The 16,083-nt window shown below is 43.4% G+C and carries 11 protein-coding genes, 1 pseudogene, 1 riboswitch and 1 other annotated feature; of the genes and pseudogenes, 5 read left to right on the forward strand and 7 right to left on the reverse strand.

The features are described from left to right. Positions 1-89: 89 nt before the first annotated feature. From brnQ to P4361_RS20455, 5 genes are all read right to left on the reverse strand, one after another. Positions 90-1,418 carry a branched-chain amino acid transport system II carrier protein gene (gene brnQ / locus P4361_RS20435; protein ID WP_328090767.1) on the reverse strand — a complete coding sequence of 443 codons (1,329 nt, stop codon included), beginning with the start codon at positions 1,416-1,418 and terminating at the stop codon, positions 90-92. Positions 1,419-1,467: 49 nt separating this feature from the next. Continuing rightward, positions 1,468-1,717: a binding site (T-box leader), on the reverse strand. Between the two features lie 228 nt (positions 1,718-1,945). Then, positions 1,946-2,284: a hypothetical protein gene (locus P4361_RS20440; protein ID WP_328090768.1), complete on the reverse strand. Its 339-nt coding sequence runs from the start codon at positions 2,282-2,284 to the stop codon at positions 1,946-1,948. A gap of 434 nt (positions 2,285-2,718) precedes the next feature. Next, a complete protein-coding gene (locus tag P4361_RS20445) occupies positions 2,719-4,284 on the reverse strand; it encodes a SagB family peptide dehydrogenase (RefSeq protein ID WP_328090770.1) in 1,566 nt (521 codons plus the stop codon). Between the two features lie 22 nt (positions 4,285-4,306). Then, positions 4,307-6,247 (reverse strand): TOMM precursor leader peptide-binding protein, encoded by a 1,941-nt coding sequence (locus P4361_RS20450; protein WP_328090771.1) that lies wholly within the window; start codon positions 6,245-6,247, stop codon positions 4,307-4,309. Then, entirely contained in the window at positions 6,244-8,568 is a 2,325-nt protein-coding gene (locus P4361_RS20455) for a putative thiazole-containing bacteriocin maturation protein (protein ID WP_328090772.1), read from the reverse strand. The genes P4361_RS20450 and P4361_RS20455 overlap by 4 nt, the downstream gene beginning before the upstream one ends. A gap of 304 nt (positions 8,569-8,872) precedes the next feature. Then, a riboswitch (SAM riboswitch) is annotated at positions 8,873-8,978 on the forward strand. Between the two features lie 76 nt (positions 8,979-9,054). Here P4361_RS20455 and P4361_RS20460 point away from each other — a divergent pair. The 4 genes and pseudogenes from P4361_RS20460 to P4361_RS20475 form a co-directional block, all read left to right on the forward strand. Further along, positions 9,055-10,068, forward strand: coding sequence for a methionine ABC transporter ATP-binding protein (locus P4361_RS20460; RefSeq protein WP_053355916.1), 1,014 nt, complete (start codon positions 9,055-9,057; stop codon positions 10,066-10,068). Continuing rightward, positions 10,058-10,723, forward strand: a complete 666-nt coding sequence (locus tag P4361_RS20465; RefSeq protein WP_328090796.1) for a methionine ABC transporter permease — start codon at positions 10,058-10,060, stop codon at positions 10,721-10,723. Before P4361_RS20460 ends, P4361_RS20465 begins: the two co-directional genes overlap by 11 nt. A 21-nt stretch (positions 10,724-10,744) precedes the next feature. Next, positions 10,745-11,572: a MetQ/NlpA family ABC transporter substrate-binding protein gene (locus P4361_RS20470; RefSeq protein WP_328090774.1), complete on the forward strand. Its 828-nt coding sequence runs from the start codon at positions 10,745-10,747 to the stop codon at positions 11,570-11,572. A gap of 18 nt (positions 11,573-11,590) precedes the next feature. Continuing rightward, a pseudogene (locus P4361_RS20475) lies at positions 11,591-11,990 on the forward strand (SDR family NAD(P)-dependent oxidoreductase); the annotation flags it as partial. A 92-nt stretch (positions 11,991-12,082) separates the two neighbouring features. Here the strand turns inward: P4361_RS20475 and P4361_RS20480 are convergent. Both P4361_RS20480 and P4361_RS20485 read right to left on the reverse strand, forming a co-directional pair. Beyond that, on the reverse strand, positions 12,083-14,110 hold the full coding sequence (locus P4361_RS20480) for a Na+/H+ antiporter (protein ID WP_328090775.1): 2,028 nt from the start codon (positions 14,108-14,110) through the stop codon (positions 12,083-12,085). Positions 14,111-14,470: 360 nt separating this feature from the next. Further along, the gene (locus P4361_RS20485) at positions 14,471-15,124 is read right to left on the reverse strand and encodes a spore coat protein (RefSeq protein ID WP_328090798.1); all 654 of its coding nucleotides are present in this window, start codon (positions 15,122-15,124) and stop codon (positions 14,471-14,473) included. A 551-nt stretch (positions 15,125-15,675) separates the two neighbouring features. Between P4361_RS20485 and P4361_RS20490 the strand changes: the two genes are divergently transcribed. Then, positions 15,676-16,074: a DUF1761 domain-containing protein gene (locus tag P4361_RS20490; RefSeq protein ID WP_328090776.1), complete on the forward strand. Its 399-nt coding sequence runs from the start codon at positions 15,676-15,678 to the stop codon at positions 16,072-16,074. Positions 16,075-16,083 lie beyond the last annotated feature (9 nt).

Below are 16,083 nucleotides of genomic sequence, written 5' to 3' on the forward strand. Positions count from 1 at the left end.
TCATTGAAGATTTTTCAAGCCAAAAAGAGGCTGCCTGAAGGTCAATTTTCGACTTTCTGGACAGCCCCTTCTTCTTATTTATGATTACTTTATGAAGCTTTCAGTTCCTCTCCTACCGCTGAAGTATTGCTGCTGAATCGGCTAATAACCAGCCCTATAACTGTACCGGCAATTGCGGGTACGACCCATCCTAATCCTACAGAAGATAGCGGCAGGAATTCACTCATCTTTTGAACAGGACCCAGCTTCAGTCCGAACGCTTTTAACCCGCCGATGACGGCAAATAAACCTGTAAATAAGAGGGCACTTCCGTACACTTTTTTCGCATTTTTAAAGAAGCGATGGAAAAACGTCAATGTGATCAGCACGATGGTTAACGGATAAGCTGTGACAAGGAACGGCACGGAAACTTTAAGGATTTGGTTTAATCCCAGGTTTGAAAGGGTGAACCCAACCAGTGTGACGGCTAATACCACTGTCTTGTAGCTTGCTCGTGGAATCAGATTTGAGAAATATTGGCCACAGGCTGAGGTTAATCCGACCACTGTAGTAAAGCAGGCTAACGTAAAAATTAATCCGAGCAAGGTTTTACCGCTTTGTCCCAATAAAAGGGTGGAGGCCGCTGAAAGAATGTCGGTGCCATGTTCAAACGATCCGCTTGCTGCCATTCTTGCCCCCATTAACCCAAGACTGACATAAACCAATGAAAGCAATACTCCGGCAATCAGGCCGGCTTTCAATGTATAGTTCGTTAATTGCTTTCTGTCTTTTATGCCTCTTTGCTGAATGGATGTAAGAATGACGATTCCAAATGCGAGTGAAGCAAGGGCATCCATGGTGTTATACCCTTCCAGGAAGCCTGTAGAAAAAGCCCCGGATTGATATGCCGCTGATGGTGATTGGAAAGGTGCATCCAGTTTAACAAATCCGGCCACGCACAGGACAACCATCGCTAATAGCAAAGCAGGGGTAATCCAGCGGCCCATGTATTTTTCCATTTTGGATGGATTCAAGCTGACGACATAAACAAGCGTAAAGAATAGCACGGTGAATAAGAATAAAACCAATGATGAGTGTGATTGACCGAGAAATGGTTTAATCCCCATCTCATAAGCAACATTGGCGTTTCTTGGAATGGCAAGGAATGGTCCGATGGATAAATAGACGACAACCATAAATACCGTGCTGAATACCGGGTGAACACGATTGGCGATCGTTTGAGCGCCTCCTTTTACAAGGGAAACGGCGTATAGTACGGCAAAGGGAAGACCTACGCCCGTAATGATAAACCCTGCCATGGCGAGCCAGTAGGATGTTCCCGATTGTGCCCCCAGGAAAGGCGGGAAGATCAGGTTTCCTGCTCCAAAAAACATAGAAAATAGCATTAATCCAATAAATAAGGTGTCCAGTTTTCTCAAAGTAATCTCTCCTTTATTGTTTTGAAAAATAAAAAAACCCGTCCCTGTAAACAGGGACGAGTTTGCGCTCGCGTTACCACCCTAATTCCGCAGCTATAATAAATAAGCATACGGCTCTCAGTCAACGTACCATCATACGTGTTCCTTTGTAACGGCGGACAACCCGGCAAAAGCTTACCATTCATCAGCTTTGCATCTCAGAGATGATTTTCGGACAAGGCCTGAACATCGGCTTTCACCAAGCGCCGATTCTCTTTAGGACAGGGATCAAATCTTACTCTTCTCTTCATCGATTTTAAGTATAAAAATAATTTAGCAGAGGCAAATCAATAAGTCAATATTTTTTGACAGTTTTAACAATTCCGATTGTTTCTATTGGAACGACTAGCACCTGTTCCTTGAATAAGACATATTATGCAGTAAACCCATGCTGACAAAAAGCATGGGTCTTTGGATAAGTTTAACTATCAGCAAATAAAGCTGGTGATAGGTGGACTTAGCAGGAAATAAAAAGAAAATATGTTTTCTTATTTCTTTCCGCTTAACGTTTTAAATATATCATCACCTGGAGCAACAGGGGAAGAACAAGGAGCATCACCCTGCATAACACCAAACTCTGTTATTTCACAAATACTTATTACTAATTCTGTAAATGATATATAACCTGCCTGAAAACAACAACTCATCTTATCTGCATTCTTAAGGATAAGAACCGAATCGCACTTTACATCTTTTATAGTGCCGCGAGCTATATCGCCATTTCTTTCATAAACAACAACGAAGTCTCCTCTTCTTTTTTCTAGTTGTTCTGCCAGTTCTTCCACACAGTCACATTGACAATCTGATTTTTTATGGCTGCTTGACAAATTACCCAACTCTCCCTTCAAGAGTAAATTAAATGAAATTTCTATATTCAGGATTCTTGCTTTTTGTTTCTATGTTTTATAGTTTAAAAGAAATTTCTATTTAAGATATTCAAGATTCATAGTTTTTGTTTGTATGCTTGTCTATTAAAATCAAAATTTGTTTACAAGATTTGTTAGGTAAAAATGCCATTGAGAAATTGAAACTGGCAAATAGAAAACATGCAAAAAAGGAGTGAAGGGCTGTAGGGCCCATCACTTTTTGGGGGATTTGGTGAGATTGAACGCTCGTTTTTTCCCGGCTTTTTCTCCGAGCGTGGAGGATGTAGAAGAGTTTAATCAAACGTTTGTTTAATAATTAGTAAACCCTGTAAAGCGAACAGAATCATTCGGGCTTTACAGGGCTTGAAGAATTTCATCTAGTATAGGTAACCGCATCAGTTATACAGGTTTCCCTGTAATCTGGGATGGGGCCTGAAGCAGCCCAAAGGGATTTGGAGCAGGCTGGTTTTTCCTTTTTCACTCAGTTTATAGAGGTCATCATAGGATTGGACATCAAATCCGAGAAGAGGATGCCCGCCCATATTTAATGCCGAAGCTGCCAGAAGCAGGTGCTGAGACAGAATTCCAGCTTCCATGTGCTGAATACGATGTCCCCTGTATCCATAAGCGTTCTTGTAATGATCCTTATGGCCAGAGATTGTGAAGGAAAGTGGAACTTGAGTCATGTTTACAGTATCAGCAAGCAGTCCGTCTTGCAGCTGGCATCGGAAATCACCCTCCTGAATAGGTTGTAACGCATGATTGGATCCATCATAAGAATAGGAGCCATTGGGTATACCTTTTATGTTATACATACAACAATAGAGTGAAACACGGTAAGGAGGTTTCTGAAAAGCATAGTCTAGATCATTTCGGTAAGAAAAAGTGGAGAAGGCTTCGAATAGAAGGGCTGATAAGGTTTGTTGGTTTATGGGTTTCTGAACAAAGTCCATTCCAGGCGAATATCGATTTCGGCAGGCGGAATAGAAATCATACGATAACCGGTCCACACGAGGCAGCAGGTGAAACGGATGTGCTTGCTCTTCTTTCTTTTCTTTTTCCATTTGCTTATGAGTTGGGAACGAGTCCAGCATGCACGCCTCATTCATCTTAATCAGCATGGAATATTCGCAAATTTTCTTGGAACGGACGTAATGCTGATGGTCAAGTGGTTTCAGTTCACCGCATAACGAAGCAGCATTGGAGGGTTCCTCTGTTTCATCACTCGTAAACCAGTTCATGGCTGGATTAACGGAAAGAGGAATCACCGCATATACACTTTCTTCTTGCTCGGATAGTCCTAAAAGATGATGAATAGCACGGTCAAGAAAATGGTAATACACCCCCGTCTCAAAACCCATGCGTCTTCCTGTTTCCAGCAGCTGACCGATCACAAAGCCGGTATCCAGCCCTTGCAGACGGTAAGAAAAGTTATGGTATTTGAAAAAATTCTTCCAAAAAAACGTGGAGCTAAATACGGTACCAAAAGTGGAGGAAAAGTCACAGCGATTGCCCAGAGCTCTGTTCAAGTAGCTGTCAAAATTCCCTTCCCTTAAACAAACTAAACGATGGTGTGCAGCATCATAGTGATAAATGCCTTCAGGCAGATCCTCAATTTTCAAATAGATGTAAAGTTCAGTTGGATACAGTGCACCGCCGGATGGAGCAAAGCGCCGGAATGCTGTCCATTCTTCTGTTTGTTCAGCAAAAGGATGTGTTTGGCTAACCTGTGTAAGCCCGAAGGTATATTTAAGAAAGTGACTCATTTCTTGGAGATTTGGTTTTGAGTTTCTTTTCTTTTGTTCGAGATGGAGGGGTATATTTGCGGGTAATTCCACTACAGGCAACCCCCGGTAAAGCTTATAGGGAAGGGGGGCGTCGTCCCAATTCGCCTCCCAGTCCCGGGGTTTTATTTTGTCAGATTCATAATGCAGGTTATGCAAAAATTCATCGAGGTTCATTCCTTTTCCCCCTTTGGGACTGCTATGGAAATGGATGAGGATACGGGTTAAGGCTGCTATAAGTCAGCGGCTCTCTCGCATATCCGAGTTTCGCTGGTATGTTCAACACCCGATCCAATCCCTTTAGTCGAGTAAGGTGATGTCCAAATGTCATGGGCAGCATCCCGGGTATCACTACTTTTACACAATGTAGCCCGTTTCGTTTCAGTTCAGGGCTTGTTTGGTCCACAACAATGACCTCCAGCTGAAGCTGGCGAAAAACTTCCAGGATCTCCACAACATCATCCAATAAATCAGCGGATTTACGAACGGGGTGAAATTCCTGTTGAAAGCTCCTTTTCGGGCGCTGATCGAGAAGGAAGAATAAGCGTTCCTCCGCTTCCTTTAACCCGTATAGCATCGAATGGTCTTCCATATGATGAACGAGTAACGAATCATCATACATCTGCCTATATTTCTCCCGTTCCTTTTCCAGCTTATCGTCCATGTTGAGAAGCATGCCTGAGAGTTCTTGAACTGCTCCTTTTACAGCTCTTAAAGGATCAATGTGGGCTCCAGCGGCACATAAAAGATTCATGCCCGTTTGCTTCGTGTTTTTGGCAAGCGCCCAAATGCTGGGAATGCCGTTCTCGGTCGTCGAATTAAACAAATGCACCTCATATCCGGTCACTGCGTGTATGCGCTGAATCATGAGCTGAAGCTCCAGGTCGTCTATGGTAGACAGATCCAGACGAGGAATAGGGAGTTGGCCGTACCATGTCATTAAAAATGAATCCCGCTCAACAATTTCGAAAATACCGTAAAGAATCGCTTCCTCCATGCTTCCGCCGAGTGCACAGCCGTTAGAGGTTTCATAAACAAAGCCTTCCCCGCCACCCAAGCTGTAATAGGCGAACGTCTCTGGTACCAGGATGGGCCGGTTCTGTGATAAAGAATAGCCCCAAACCCAATGAATGGGCCGGTCGGGGTCCAATGGCCTGAAAGGAAATCCTGGCATGTCATATTGTTCCTTTGTATGAAGTCCTATTGATCGAGGGTTAAGGGCATGCTTTTCCACCTTGGAATACGGTTCATAAACCATTGTCCGTTTACCCATTGGGGAATAGCCGCAGTATCTCTCCAGTCCTTCTAAGATGGCTGATTGTTCACTTTGAGCATACGAATGGGTTCGCCCACCCGTTAACTCGTCGCCTGATAGTAGAGGAAGATTGACAATCGTATCGGCAAAAGGGGAAATGAAGTCATATCGTTTATGATTAAGAAGGCCCGTTCTGCTATCTAAGTAATCCTTGCCCAGAACCTTCTCCATATCTTCCAGCGAGCGGCAGCGATAGCTATCGATTGATGTCTTCGGGCTTTGTTTCAGTATGATCTCTGCGGTATCCGCTGTATCCTCTGGAAGATCGCCGCACACAGGGCAGTATGGGTCAGGCAAAAAGAAATGATAGGATAGCCGGAGCGTATTTAACTGCAGAAGAAATACATGTTCATACGTGCGGGCTTTTTCTCCTTTTAACAATCTATGGACCTCTTCTTGAATGAGATAGGAAGTTTGCAATAATCCTGAAGCTGAAGCCCAAGGATCTTGCTCGATACCAGGTTGATCCATCTTGTATTCTTTCATTTGGAATTGTTCTCTCCGGTCAGATCCCGCCATAAAACGGCGCCTATCCGCGCACTGAGAACACCCCTGTTTGTCTGGAAGAACAAGCGGGCCAATGTTGGCTTCACCAAATGATACGAATCCCCGAAGCCAAGGGATGCCAAAGAACGAAAAGGCCTCATCAGCTTCTAGGTGTTCAGCCGGAACCCAGGAATCGTGGAGCACTAATGCCAGATTTCCTTGATTCGGAATGGCTTCTTTTACAGTGGCCCAGCGTGTAATGGAATAGAGCCCGCTCAATTGTTTGCTTACGGTGTCAGCTAACATTCCGTTTCCGATGATGATGATGGAGTGGCTCATGGAAGTTCCTCCCCGCTTAACGCAATCCCATAAATGCCAGCCGTATTCTCTTTAAAAATCGCTTCCAGATGAAGTTCAAAGATGTTTGCTTGTTTTTTATTCTGCCTTAATCGATTTATTGCAGAATGGAAGGTTTCGTCTAACGGCTTTTCTTCAAAAGAAGGAACCCGAACCTTCTGTTGAGCATCCTTTTGCGATGTAATGGAGGAAACCGCAACCCCATAGGGATAATGTGAGGTTTCTCGATTTTGAGAATCCATCACAGCCGTTTGTAATGCTCTGCTTAAAGCCATCTGCATATTCAATCCAACGCTTCCATACCACTTGCCGTTTGATTCAACCCAAACGACAGGAAAACCCAGTACTTCACGGCCACATAAAAATTCTGGTTCAGACTTCTTGGTTCTCAGAGCCTGCAGAAAAAATTGGCAGCGATGATCATTGACAAGACTTACATCCAATGTGGCTTTAGTGACACCGTGATCTGCTTGCTTCACAAATTCTTCATGAAGTGCGTTTTGCATTGCTCTGCATAAACCTTCTGCAGGGGTCTTGCCCATCCCGATTCCCCATGATGAAGGATGCTCACTGAAAAAGTCATTCCCAAAACTCCTGGCATATGTTTCAATTCCAATCAGACCTGCCTCCAGGCGAGCTTCTTCATGCGTGAGTCCTGAACAGACAGTCTCAGGATAGAGCTTGGCAGGGCCTTCTGAACGCGGATCAGCAACCTGGACTTTGCATTGTGATAACGGGAGCTGGAGTAAATCTGCTTCCTCCCAAAGATGAAAAACACCACATTCTTTTGAAGTAATCCGGTAAAACAGGGAATGTAAGTCCATTTGTTGATGATCGCATGTTTCAAGGAATGTAGCCGGGTCGTTAATCGGTTCGGCATAAACACGCCCAGTAACCAACGGGTGAGGGAGAAAGGTGTGCCAGCTTCCTTCGAGCGTTTCCAAGTTAAGCAAGTAAAATGGTCTTTCTCTTTTTCCCTCATGTACGCCCGTGATTTCTTTAAAAAGCTCAAAAACCGCCACATTGGCTATTAGCGCACCTGCTGTTTGTGATAAGGAGTGAGAACCATTGCCTTCTTCATTCAGCCTCTGGTGCAGTCTGCGGAAGGCAGACTCCCAGCACGAATCGGATTCAGCAGAAACGAGCGGGCCGGCAAAAGCTAAGTCTTTTAAAATAGTAACGGGAAGAACAGTCTTCTTTTGTTCCTTGCAGATGGCCAGAAGGGTACGAAGTTGAGATAAATCACTGTCCTTGCATCCATATAGGATGCAATCAAACGGTTCTGCATTTTCTCTCCAAGAATTTTTCCCGGAACTTAAGATGGTGATTTTGGTTTCGGGCTCTGACTTGCGTGCTTCAGCTATCATCTCATTTAACCGCTGCTGAATCGTTGGGTGTGATTCAGTGAGTATGACGCTGAAAGAAGGAAGCCCTGATTCAATCAATGATCGAACGAGAGAGAGGAGAAGCGAATCCGAACCGAGCACCGCTACTTTTGCATTGCGGTAAACTTGGAATCGATAACCGCCCGAATCACGAATATGATCTAAATATTCGATTTGGGAGGCATACTTAGCAAGGATGCGATCAGGAAGCTGATGTGGGAGATCCTGGCTTACATCACGGACAAAACCGTTCTCGTACAGAACATGTGCGATCTTATACACTTGTTCTTTATAAGCATCTGGTAAACCGTTTGTGACAGAATCAAGAGTATGGGTTCCGTCGAAAATAGGAATTAATTTTTCCAGCCATCGGTCAATGGTGCTGCCTTCCATTCTTAAAGATTTTACGTTGTTCCGGAGATATACACCTTTAGCTGAATCCGGAAAAACAAACGTGTCTCTGTTTACTTTTAAACACATAGAAGGATTTAATTTTTGCATGATCGACCTCCTCTTTAGAAGCTCTACATCTTTTACATCATTTAACTCTATGGATGCCTGATGTCCATTATGCCTATCCAAACGATAAAAGCCCTGCCGAGGGATATGCAGGGCCGGTCTTTTGTTAAAATACCTATCACTACCGATCGGAAGCTTAACTGCTTCCGCCACGACCGCAGCGGCCGCAGCCGCCACAACGGGCACAGCCGCCACAGCCGCCGCAACGGCCAAAGCAGCCGCCACAGCCGCCACAGCCAAAGCAGCGGCCAAAGCAGCCGCCACAACCGCCACAGCCACCGCATACACCAAAGCCACCGCATACACCAACACAGAAACCAATGCCAAAGCCAACACAGAGACGAGCGGAATCACTCGTATCTTGATCCTGAGGATAATTCGGGGTAACATTGCTGACATTTACACCATCAGTGTGCAGCCCCTGAAGATCCCACTTGAATTGTTCATTCAATAAAAAAACCTCCTACTTTATTTTACGGGTTTAACGAGCTGAGAAATCGCCAGAACACAAACGTTTTTTCTGGAAAAGTACCCTCAAAATAAAATATGGGATGTGGTTGTCCCAAGTTACTGTCCATATGCCTAGTTATCATACGGCAACAAATATAAACGTTTAATTCCGACAAATCTACTATGGATAGTATTGACAATGGAGGAGAATCGCTTTATTATTAGAAATGTTCTAAAAACAATAGCATAACCGTTCTTATCGAGAGTGACTGAGGGATTAGGCCCTATGACGTCCGGCAACCTCCAATTTGGAAAGGTGCCACTTCCTACAGAATGATTTTCATTCTGAAAGATAAGGTGATTGAATTTATAATCCAATGCCTCTTTCATGATGAAAGGGGCTTTTTTATTTGGAAAGAAAGAGGGGGTTGTTTCATGATTGAAGTCAAAAATCTGTTGAAGGTTTACCGTTCGAAGAAAAAAGAGATCGTGGGGGTCAACAACGTATCTCTTACGGTAAAAGAAGGAGAGATCTACGGCATTATCGGTTACAGCGGTGCAGGGAAGAGCTCTTTGATCCGATGTTTAAATTTATTGGAGAAGCCAACATCGGGTGAGGTTTGGATTGATGGGGTGAATCTTGCCTCTTTAAAAGGAGAAGATTTAAGAAAAGCCCGGTTAAAGATTGGCATGATCTTTCAGCATTTTCATCTGGTCAGTTCAAAAACCGTCTATGAAAATATTGTATTTGCCTTGAAAGCAGCGGGCAAATCAAAGGATGAGGCGGAAAAGCGAGTATTGGAACTATTGGACCTCGTGGATCTTGCGGATAAGAAGGATCAATATCCGGCTCAGTTGAGCGGAGGTCAGAAACAAAGGGTCGGAATTGCCAGGGCGCTTGCCAATAACCCGAAGGTGCTTTTATGTGATGAGGCAACTTCTGCCCTCGATCCAAGCACAACAAAGTCCATCTTAAACTTATTAAAGGACATTAACCGCAAGCTGGGATTGACCATCGTTCTGATCACGCATGAGATGGAAGTAGTGAAGGAAATCTGCCATAAGATAGCCGTCATGCAAAATGGTGAAGTGATTGAGGAGGGCGAGGTCTATGACATCTTCTCTGATCCTCAGAAACCGCTCACCAAAGATTTTATTAACAGTATCCTGCAATTTGAATTGCCTAAGCAGCTCATTGAAAACCGCAAAGGGAAGATCATCAAGATTCAGTTCAAAGGCGAGATTGCCGAAGAATCAGTGGTGTCAGAGCTTTTCCAGAAATACAACGTGAAAGGAAATATTCTGCACGGGAAGATTGAGTACATACAGGATATCCCTCTGGGCATTTTCATTATGGAGCTTACAGGTGAAAATTCCGAAGTAGAGAGAGCGATCGAATATATTACAAGAAAAACAAGGAGTTTGGAGGTGGTTTATGATGTTGCTTGATTCACTTGTACAGCTTCTTCCTGATTTAAACAATGCGTTCTTCCAAACACTTTATATGGTGGGCATCTCTTTAGCCGTGGCCATCATCATCGGGCTCCCGCTTGGTGTATTGCTTTTTGTAACCGATAAAGGATTATTCCTTGAAAATTCCACTGTGAAAAGTGTTACAGGGTGGATCGTCAACTTGATTCGTTCGATTCCCTACATTATTCTTTTGGTGGCGTTATTGCCGTTAACCAATTTGCTTACAGGGACAACAATTGGGCCTACTGCGGCTTCCGTATCCCTCTCTGTTGCTGCGATTCCTTTTTTTGCAAGAATGGTTGAAGCGTCACTCCGAGAAATCGATAAGGGAGTGATCGAATCAGCCGTAGCAGTTGGGGCAACCTCATGGATGATCATTAAGGATGTGCTTCTTCCGGAAGCCAAACCGGGTTTGATTCAAGGATTAACAATCACGACAATCAGCTTGGTCGGTTATTCAGCCATGGCAGGTATTGTTGGCGGGGGAGGAATCGGTGACTTGGCCATCCGATTTGGGTACTATCGCTATGATAATACCGTCATGATTACCACGGTAGTCGTTTTGATTTTACTCGTCCAAATCATTCAATTCACCGGAGATAAGATCTCCAAACTCGTAGATAAAAGATAAAACAATAGGGGAGAGAAACAAATGAAAAAGTTTACTTCAGCACTCATTCTATTACTAGCCATTGGTGTTCTGTCAGCATGTGGCTCAACTTCCAGCGGATCATCAAGCTCAGGAGACAAGAAGAACATCAGCATTGGAGCAACAGCCGGCCCATACAGTGATATGGTCAATAAAGCCATCAAACCTGAACTGGAGAAGAAAGGATATAACGTTAAAATTGTAGAGTTCAGTGATTACATTCAGCCGAACCTCTCATTAGCTAAAGGATCTATTGATGCGAACCTGTTCCAGCACAAAATCTATATGGAAAACTTCGCAAAAGAAAAGAATTTAAAGCTTTCTGAACTGATTATTGTACCAACTGCGCCAATGGGTGTATATTCCAAGAAATTCAAAAAGATTGAAGACATCAAAAACGGCAGCACGGTAGCCATTGCCAACGATCCCGTTAACCTGGCCAGAACGCTGTTAATGTTCCAGGATGCCGGTCTAATTACCATCAAGAAAGAAGTCAATCCATTAACCGCTTCAGAAAAAGATGTTCAAGAAAATCCGAAGAAACTTCAATTCAAGCCGCTTGAAGCTGCGCAATTGCCAAGAGCGGTTGGAAGTGCAGATGTATCGGCCGTTCCGGGTAACTTCGCGCTTGCGGCAAAAATGAAATTGCAGGATGCTCTCTTCCTTGAGAACATGCCGGATCAATACCGTAACCGGGTCGTTGTGAACACAAAAGATGTTAAAACCCAATTCACTAAAGACATTAAAGCAGCCGTGGAATCCAAAGAGTTTGAAAAAACCATAGATAAAGAATTTAAAGGTTTTGGGAAGCCGGAGTGGATGAAGAAGTAAATTGAATGAAGAACAAGATGGGTTACATCTGCGGGTACAGGCAGAACTGGCTGGGCACTGTAACAAGATTATGCGGTGGCAGCAGCAGCAGTATTGGCCGGAAACGGAAACGAGAATACCGTTTACGAACTTTCAGAAACTTATGACTCAAGAAGAATTGGCGTCTGCTGTTGGAACTGTATTAGGTAAAGAAGTATCCGTGCAGCAAGTCGATGATACTGCTTATGCGGCTATTATGAAAGGTGCTGGTGTACCGGATTTCATTATTCCTATGCTTGTCGACATCCAAAAAGGTATTCGGGATGGTGAATTAGAGGTAGAGAGCAACGATTTCGAAAAATTGCTTGGCCGCCCTCTTACACCAATAAACGAGGCTTTGAGTTACATTGTTAGTGAAATCTCTGCAAATAAGAATTAAATTTAATCAAAACAAAACGGGGCTGTCCAAGAAGTNNGACTTTCAGGACAGCCCCGTCTTTTCATATAAAGGTCTTGGGTTTAAAGGAGGATTTATTGAGATTGTACGCTCGTTTCCTCCATCCAATACGCCTCCCGAATATTAATCTGCTTACGAATATCCCTGAGGATGTCATTGGTGACGTCCCCTTCTTCGTAAAGATGCTGGATTTCGTTCCTCTCTGCCTGGAACGCTTTGATCTGGAGCTCTCTTTTCATCTGGGCGTGATGGATGGATTCCTCGCTTTTTTTCGCAAGCCTGAACGTCATAATTAATCGATTGTATTCCCCTATGACCCCTAGATAAATGTGTTTATTGTCTGGCGTGATATGGTTCTTTAAATAGTGAATGGCAGCCTTCGCCATGTTGACTTTTAGCTTAATCAGCTTTTTTGTTCGCAAGCGGCGATTTTTACGGCGTTCCTTGTGTTTTGGTGTGAAAAGCTTTACGAAAGAAAGCAAACTTCTTTTAAAAAGCGTCCAAATGAACAATCTTCTATATTGCATCCGGTTTGTTTGAGCGAGCCGCCTTCGCTGGATATGTTCCTCAATGAGATTCGCCGTATCCCTGTCAATCTTTCCTGTTCTTTTTAAATTCTCATAGTAGCGGACTTCCGCCTCAAGTGCCTTCAGCCGAACCTCGGATTCTTCCAATTTCACTTGCTCCGAACTCTTTTCGCTTACCTCATTACGAATCGTATTGTAAGCGGTGATGACGGATACTGCCGCACCCCGATTCTCATCCGTTAAGGATTCCTCAACAGAATGGATGGCAGCTTCAAGGGTTCGCAGCCTTGCCGTCCGTTCCATTTCCTCTTTCAGCTTTTCACTGTTTTCTTTTTCCGTCCGTGATAGAAGCGGAAGGAAAACACTTGCAGCGATTAAGGTAACCAAGATCACTCCGGCTGCGATAAAGATGATTAATGAACGCTCAGGAAAGGGACTTCCTCCGGCGATCACATAGGGAATCGTAAACGCACCAGCGAGGGTTACCGCCCCTCGTACTCCTGAAAGGGTAAGGATGGATATGGCTCTCACAGAATTAGTTTGAGGCTGTTTCTTGTCCAGCCATCCCCAGCGCCAGGTTGCCGAAATCCAAAGGAAACGAAGAAGAATAAGGGCTGCCCATAGGATGAGGATGTAGCTTGTTACCTGCCAATTATTAAAGGAGGGATCCTTAAATATTTCACTTGCCACCCTAGGGATCTGCAACCCTAACAGCACAAACACCAGCCCATTTAAAATATAGATGAGAACCGTCCACGTACTTTGGGAAACCAATTGCAGCTGTCCAACTGGAACCCGGCTTCGATCCTGATGGATGGTGTAGACAATCCCGGCTGCTACAACCGACAAGATACCGGAGAGATGTAAATGCTCAACAATGTAAAAAATGACAAAAGGGGTAAGAAGCTGAATGAGCATATGAATCGTAACATCCTCCATACCAAGCCTTCGAATAGATGTCTTCAACTGAATAATCAGGATGGCTAAAATGACACCGCCAAGGAACCCTCCAATCGATATGACTAAAAAACTCCAACTGGCTTGTGCCAATGAAAAAGCGCCGGTCACGGATGCGGCAAGGGCAAATTTAAAGGCAACCAATCCTGAAGCATCGTTCATTAATCCTTCACCTTCGAGAACGTGCATAATCCGTTTCGGTATCTTCACACGGCTTGAAATGGAACCTACAGCAACAACATCGGTAGGAGAGAGAATCGCTGCAAGGGCAAAGGAAGCAGCCAATGGGATCGTTGGAATGAGCCAATGAATTAAGTTGCCAATGGCAAATACGGTGACGAAAACCAGACCGAGGGCCAGCAAAAGGATCGGTTTACGGAGTTTCCATAAAGCGTGCCTCGAAACATGTCTCCCATCGTGAAAAAGTAAAGGGGCGATAAAGAGAATGAAAAATAATTCCGGCTCCATGGGGATTTGTATTCCCAGCGGAAGGGTAGCAAGCGTTACTCCTAAAGCAATCTGAATAATGGGTACCGGTATGTAAGGGATAAAATGATTAATCAGGCTGGATAGGCCGATAAGGGACAGCAGTAATAAAATAATGAGAAAAAACTCCATGATCTACCTCCTCTCCTATCTATTTTGTAACATAATCGTATTTTTAAGTGTACCAATCGGCCTGTGGATTAAAATTTTTTAAATGGGAGTACATATCTTTATATGATGTTTTATTTCAAGGGGGCTTAGGATGAGGGAATTTCATTTCAAGCCAATGTTTTCACTTCTATTCGGGACCTTGTCGATCAACAAAGAGATAGTCAGTATTAATCAAAAGGATTAGCGGTTAGCTTCTTCAGGGAAAATTTGCAGTCTAATTGGATTAGGGATGAATTTTTTTATTTTCTACCGATTATCTGGTTTGCGATCGCAGGATTTTAAGCGAAGGAAAAACTCGCCGATTTGGCGAGTTTTCTTTGATTATTGTTGAAAAGGCTGCTTTCCTTGTGGCGGCATTTGGGGCTGGCCGGTTGCTGGAATGAAGCTTTGGGTCATCTGCTGCATATCTTGAGGAGATAATTGTGGTACCTGGTAATACTGGCGCTTATTTTGGTAAAGGAAGATTTCGTAAGCCATCTCGACATAGTTGGCTACATTGTCAGCCATGACCCTTCTGACAACGGGGTTCGTTACTTCCACTGAAGTCATCGTCAGCAGGGAGGCTGTTGATTTTATGAGGCCAAGCATATGCCCAGAAAGGCCTTGGTCCTTAATTTCTGAAATGGATTGATTCGGCTTTTTAGGCTGTGAAGGCTTTAGCCCATAGGTAACTGTGTTGTTCTGCTTAATCCTGTATTCTGATGTCGGGTGAGAGGGATTTGCACCCGACGTAAAGCATTCACACAGTATGTTGTAATGATCAAGAATGAACCTATATTGCCTGTCCAGGATGTCGATCAACTCTGGATCTTTCGCAAAGGATCGAAACATCATGTATTGATCAAGAACGTTGATTAACCCCGAAAGGATCTCGTGAAGGTCAAATACTTCATGACCTCCATGATTCATTTGGTTCGGTAATTGCTGTGTATTGAAATTGGGCGGATTCGTTTGTTGGTTGTACTGGTTTTGCATCATAATTACCTCCTGACATTCGTTCAAGATGAACAAATTTATTATTAGCATAGAGGTTTCTCTTATCACGTTTTCTTTTTGGTAAAAAACAGTAAGAAGGCAAGTTTCGCTCTAAAATTCTTTCGGCAATCAATATTGTTTTAGCAGCTAAGGCACTAATCATTTTTGTTGCTGGATTATTTCGTAATGATTTTGACGGACCCGCAATGAGAGGAACGGGGTTTTTTTCATATGAATTTCAACAATAACCAGTTCTTTTGAAAATTTTTATGGGAAAAATAAAAAGCACTTCTATCTTAATCTTGGTACTGTTGTTATATGGTTTTTCATTGCTTGTACATACTTTTTTGATCTTTGAGGGAAAACACAGGGTTACATATAGCTCAGTGTTTTTTTGTTTATGGATAATTTTAACGCCATGTTATTTGTAAAGCTGAGCAGCCGCCTGAGGAAACCGTGGCCTTGGTGCCAGGCACCTGTTTTAATTTTGAAAAAGATGCCGATAAAATAAATGTCGGTCATCATCACAAAGTATAAAGGAGAACAAAAATATGGATTTACGCAGTCTCAATTACTTGCCGATCATCGTTGGCGGTATTGTTTATATGCTGTATGGCGGCATTTATTATTCCATTGTTTTATCAGAAAAAAAGAAAAGCACTCATAAGGAATTTGCAGCCAATGAAAGCAAAGGGCCGGGAAAATACATCTATTCCGTGATTACCGCATTTATCATTTCATTTTTCATTGCCGTTCTTGTCCAGTCCATTGGGGCAGATACTCTAGGGACCGGGCTCGGAATTGGATTCATCATCGGCTTGCTTATTACGCTCGTTTATCTAAAGAATTCATTGTTTGGACTGATCTCCAGGAAATCATTTTTCATTGCGCTTGGAGACCACCTTGTCATTTTCACGGTGCTTGGTGCGATTCATGGGATTTTAAATTAGTCCGATAGC

This window comes from Fictibacillus sp. B-59209 (assembly GCF_036216745.1).
GTDB classification, from domain to species: Bacteria; Bacillota; Bacilli; order Bacillales; family Fictibacillaceae; genus Fictibacillus_C; species Fictibacillus_C marinisediminis.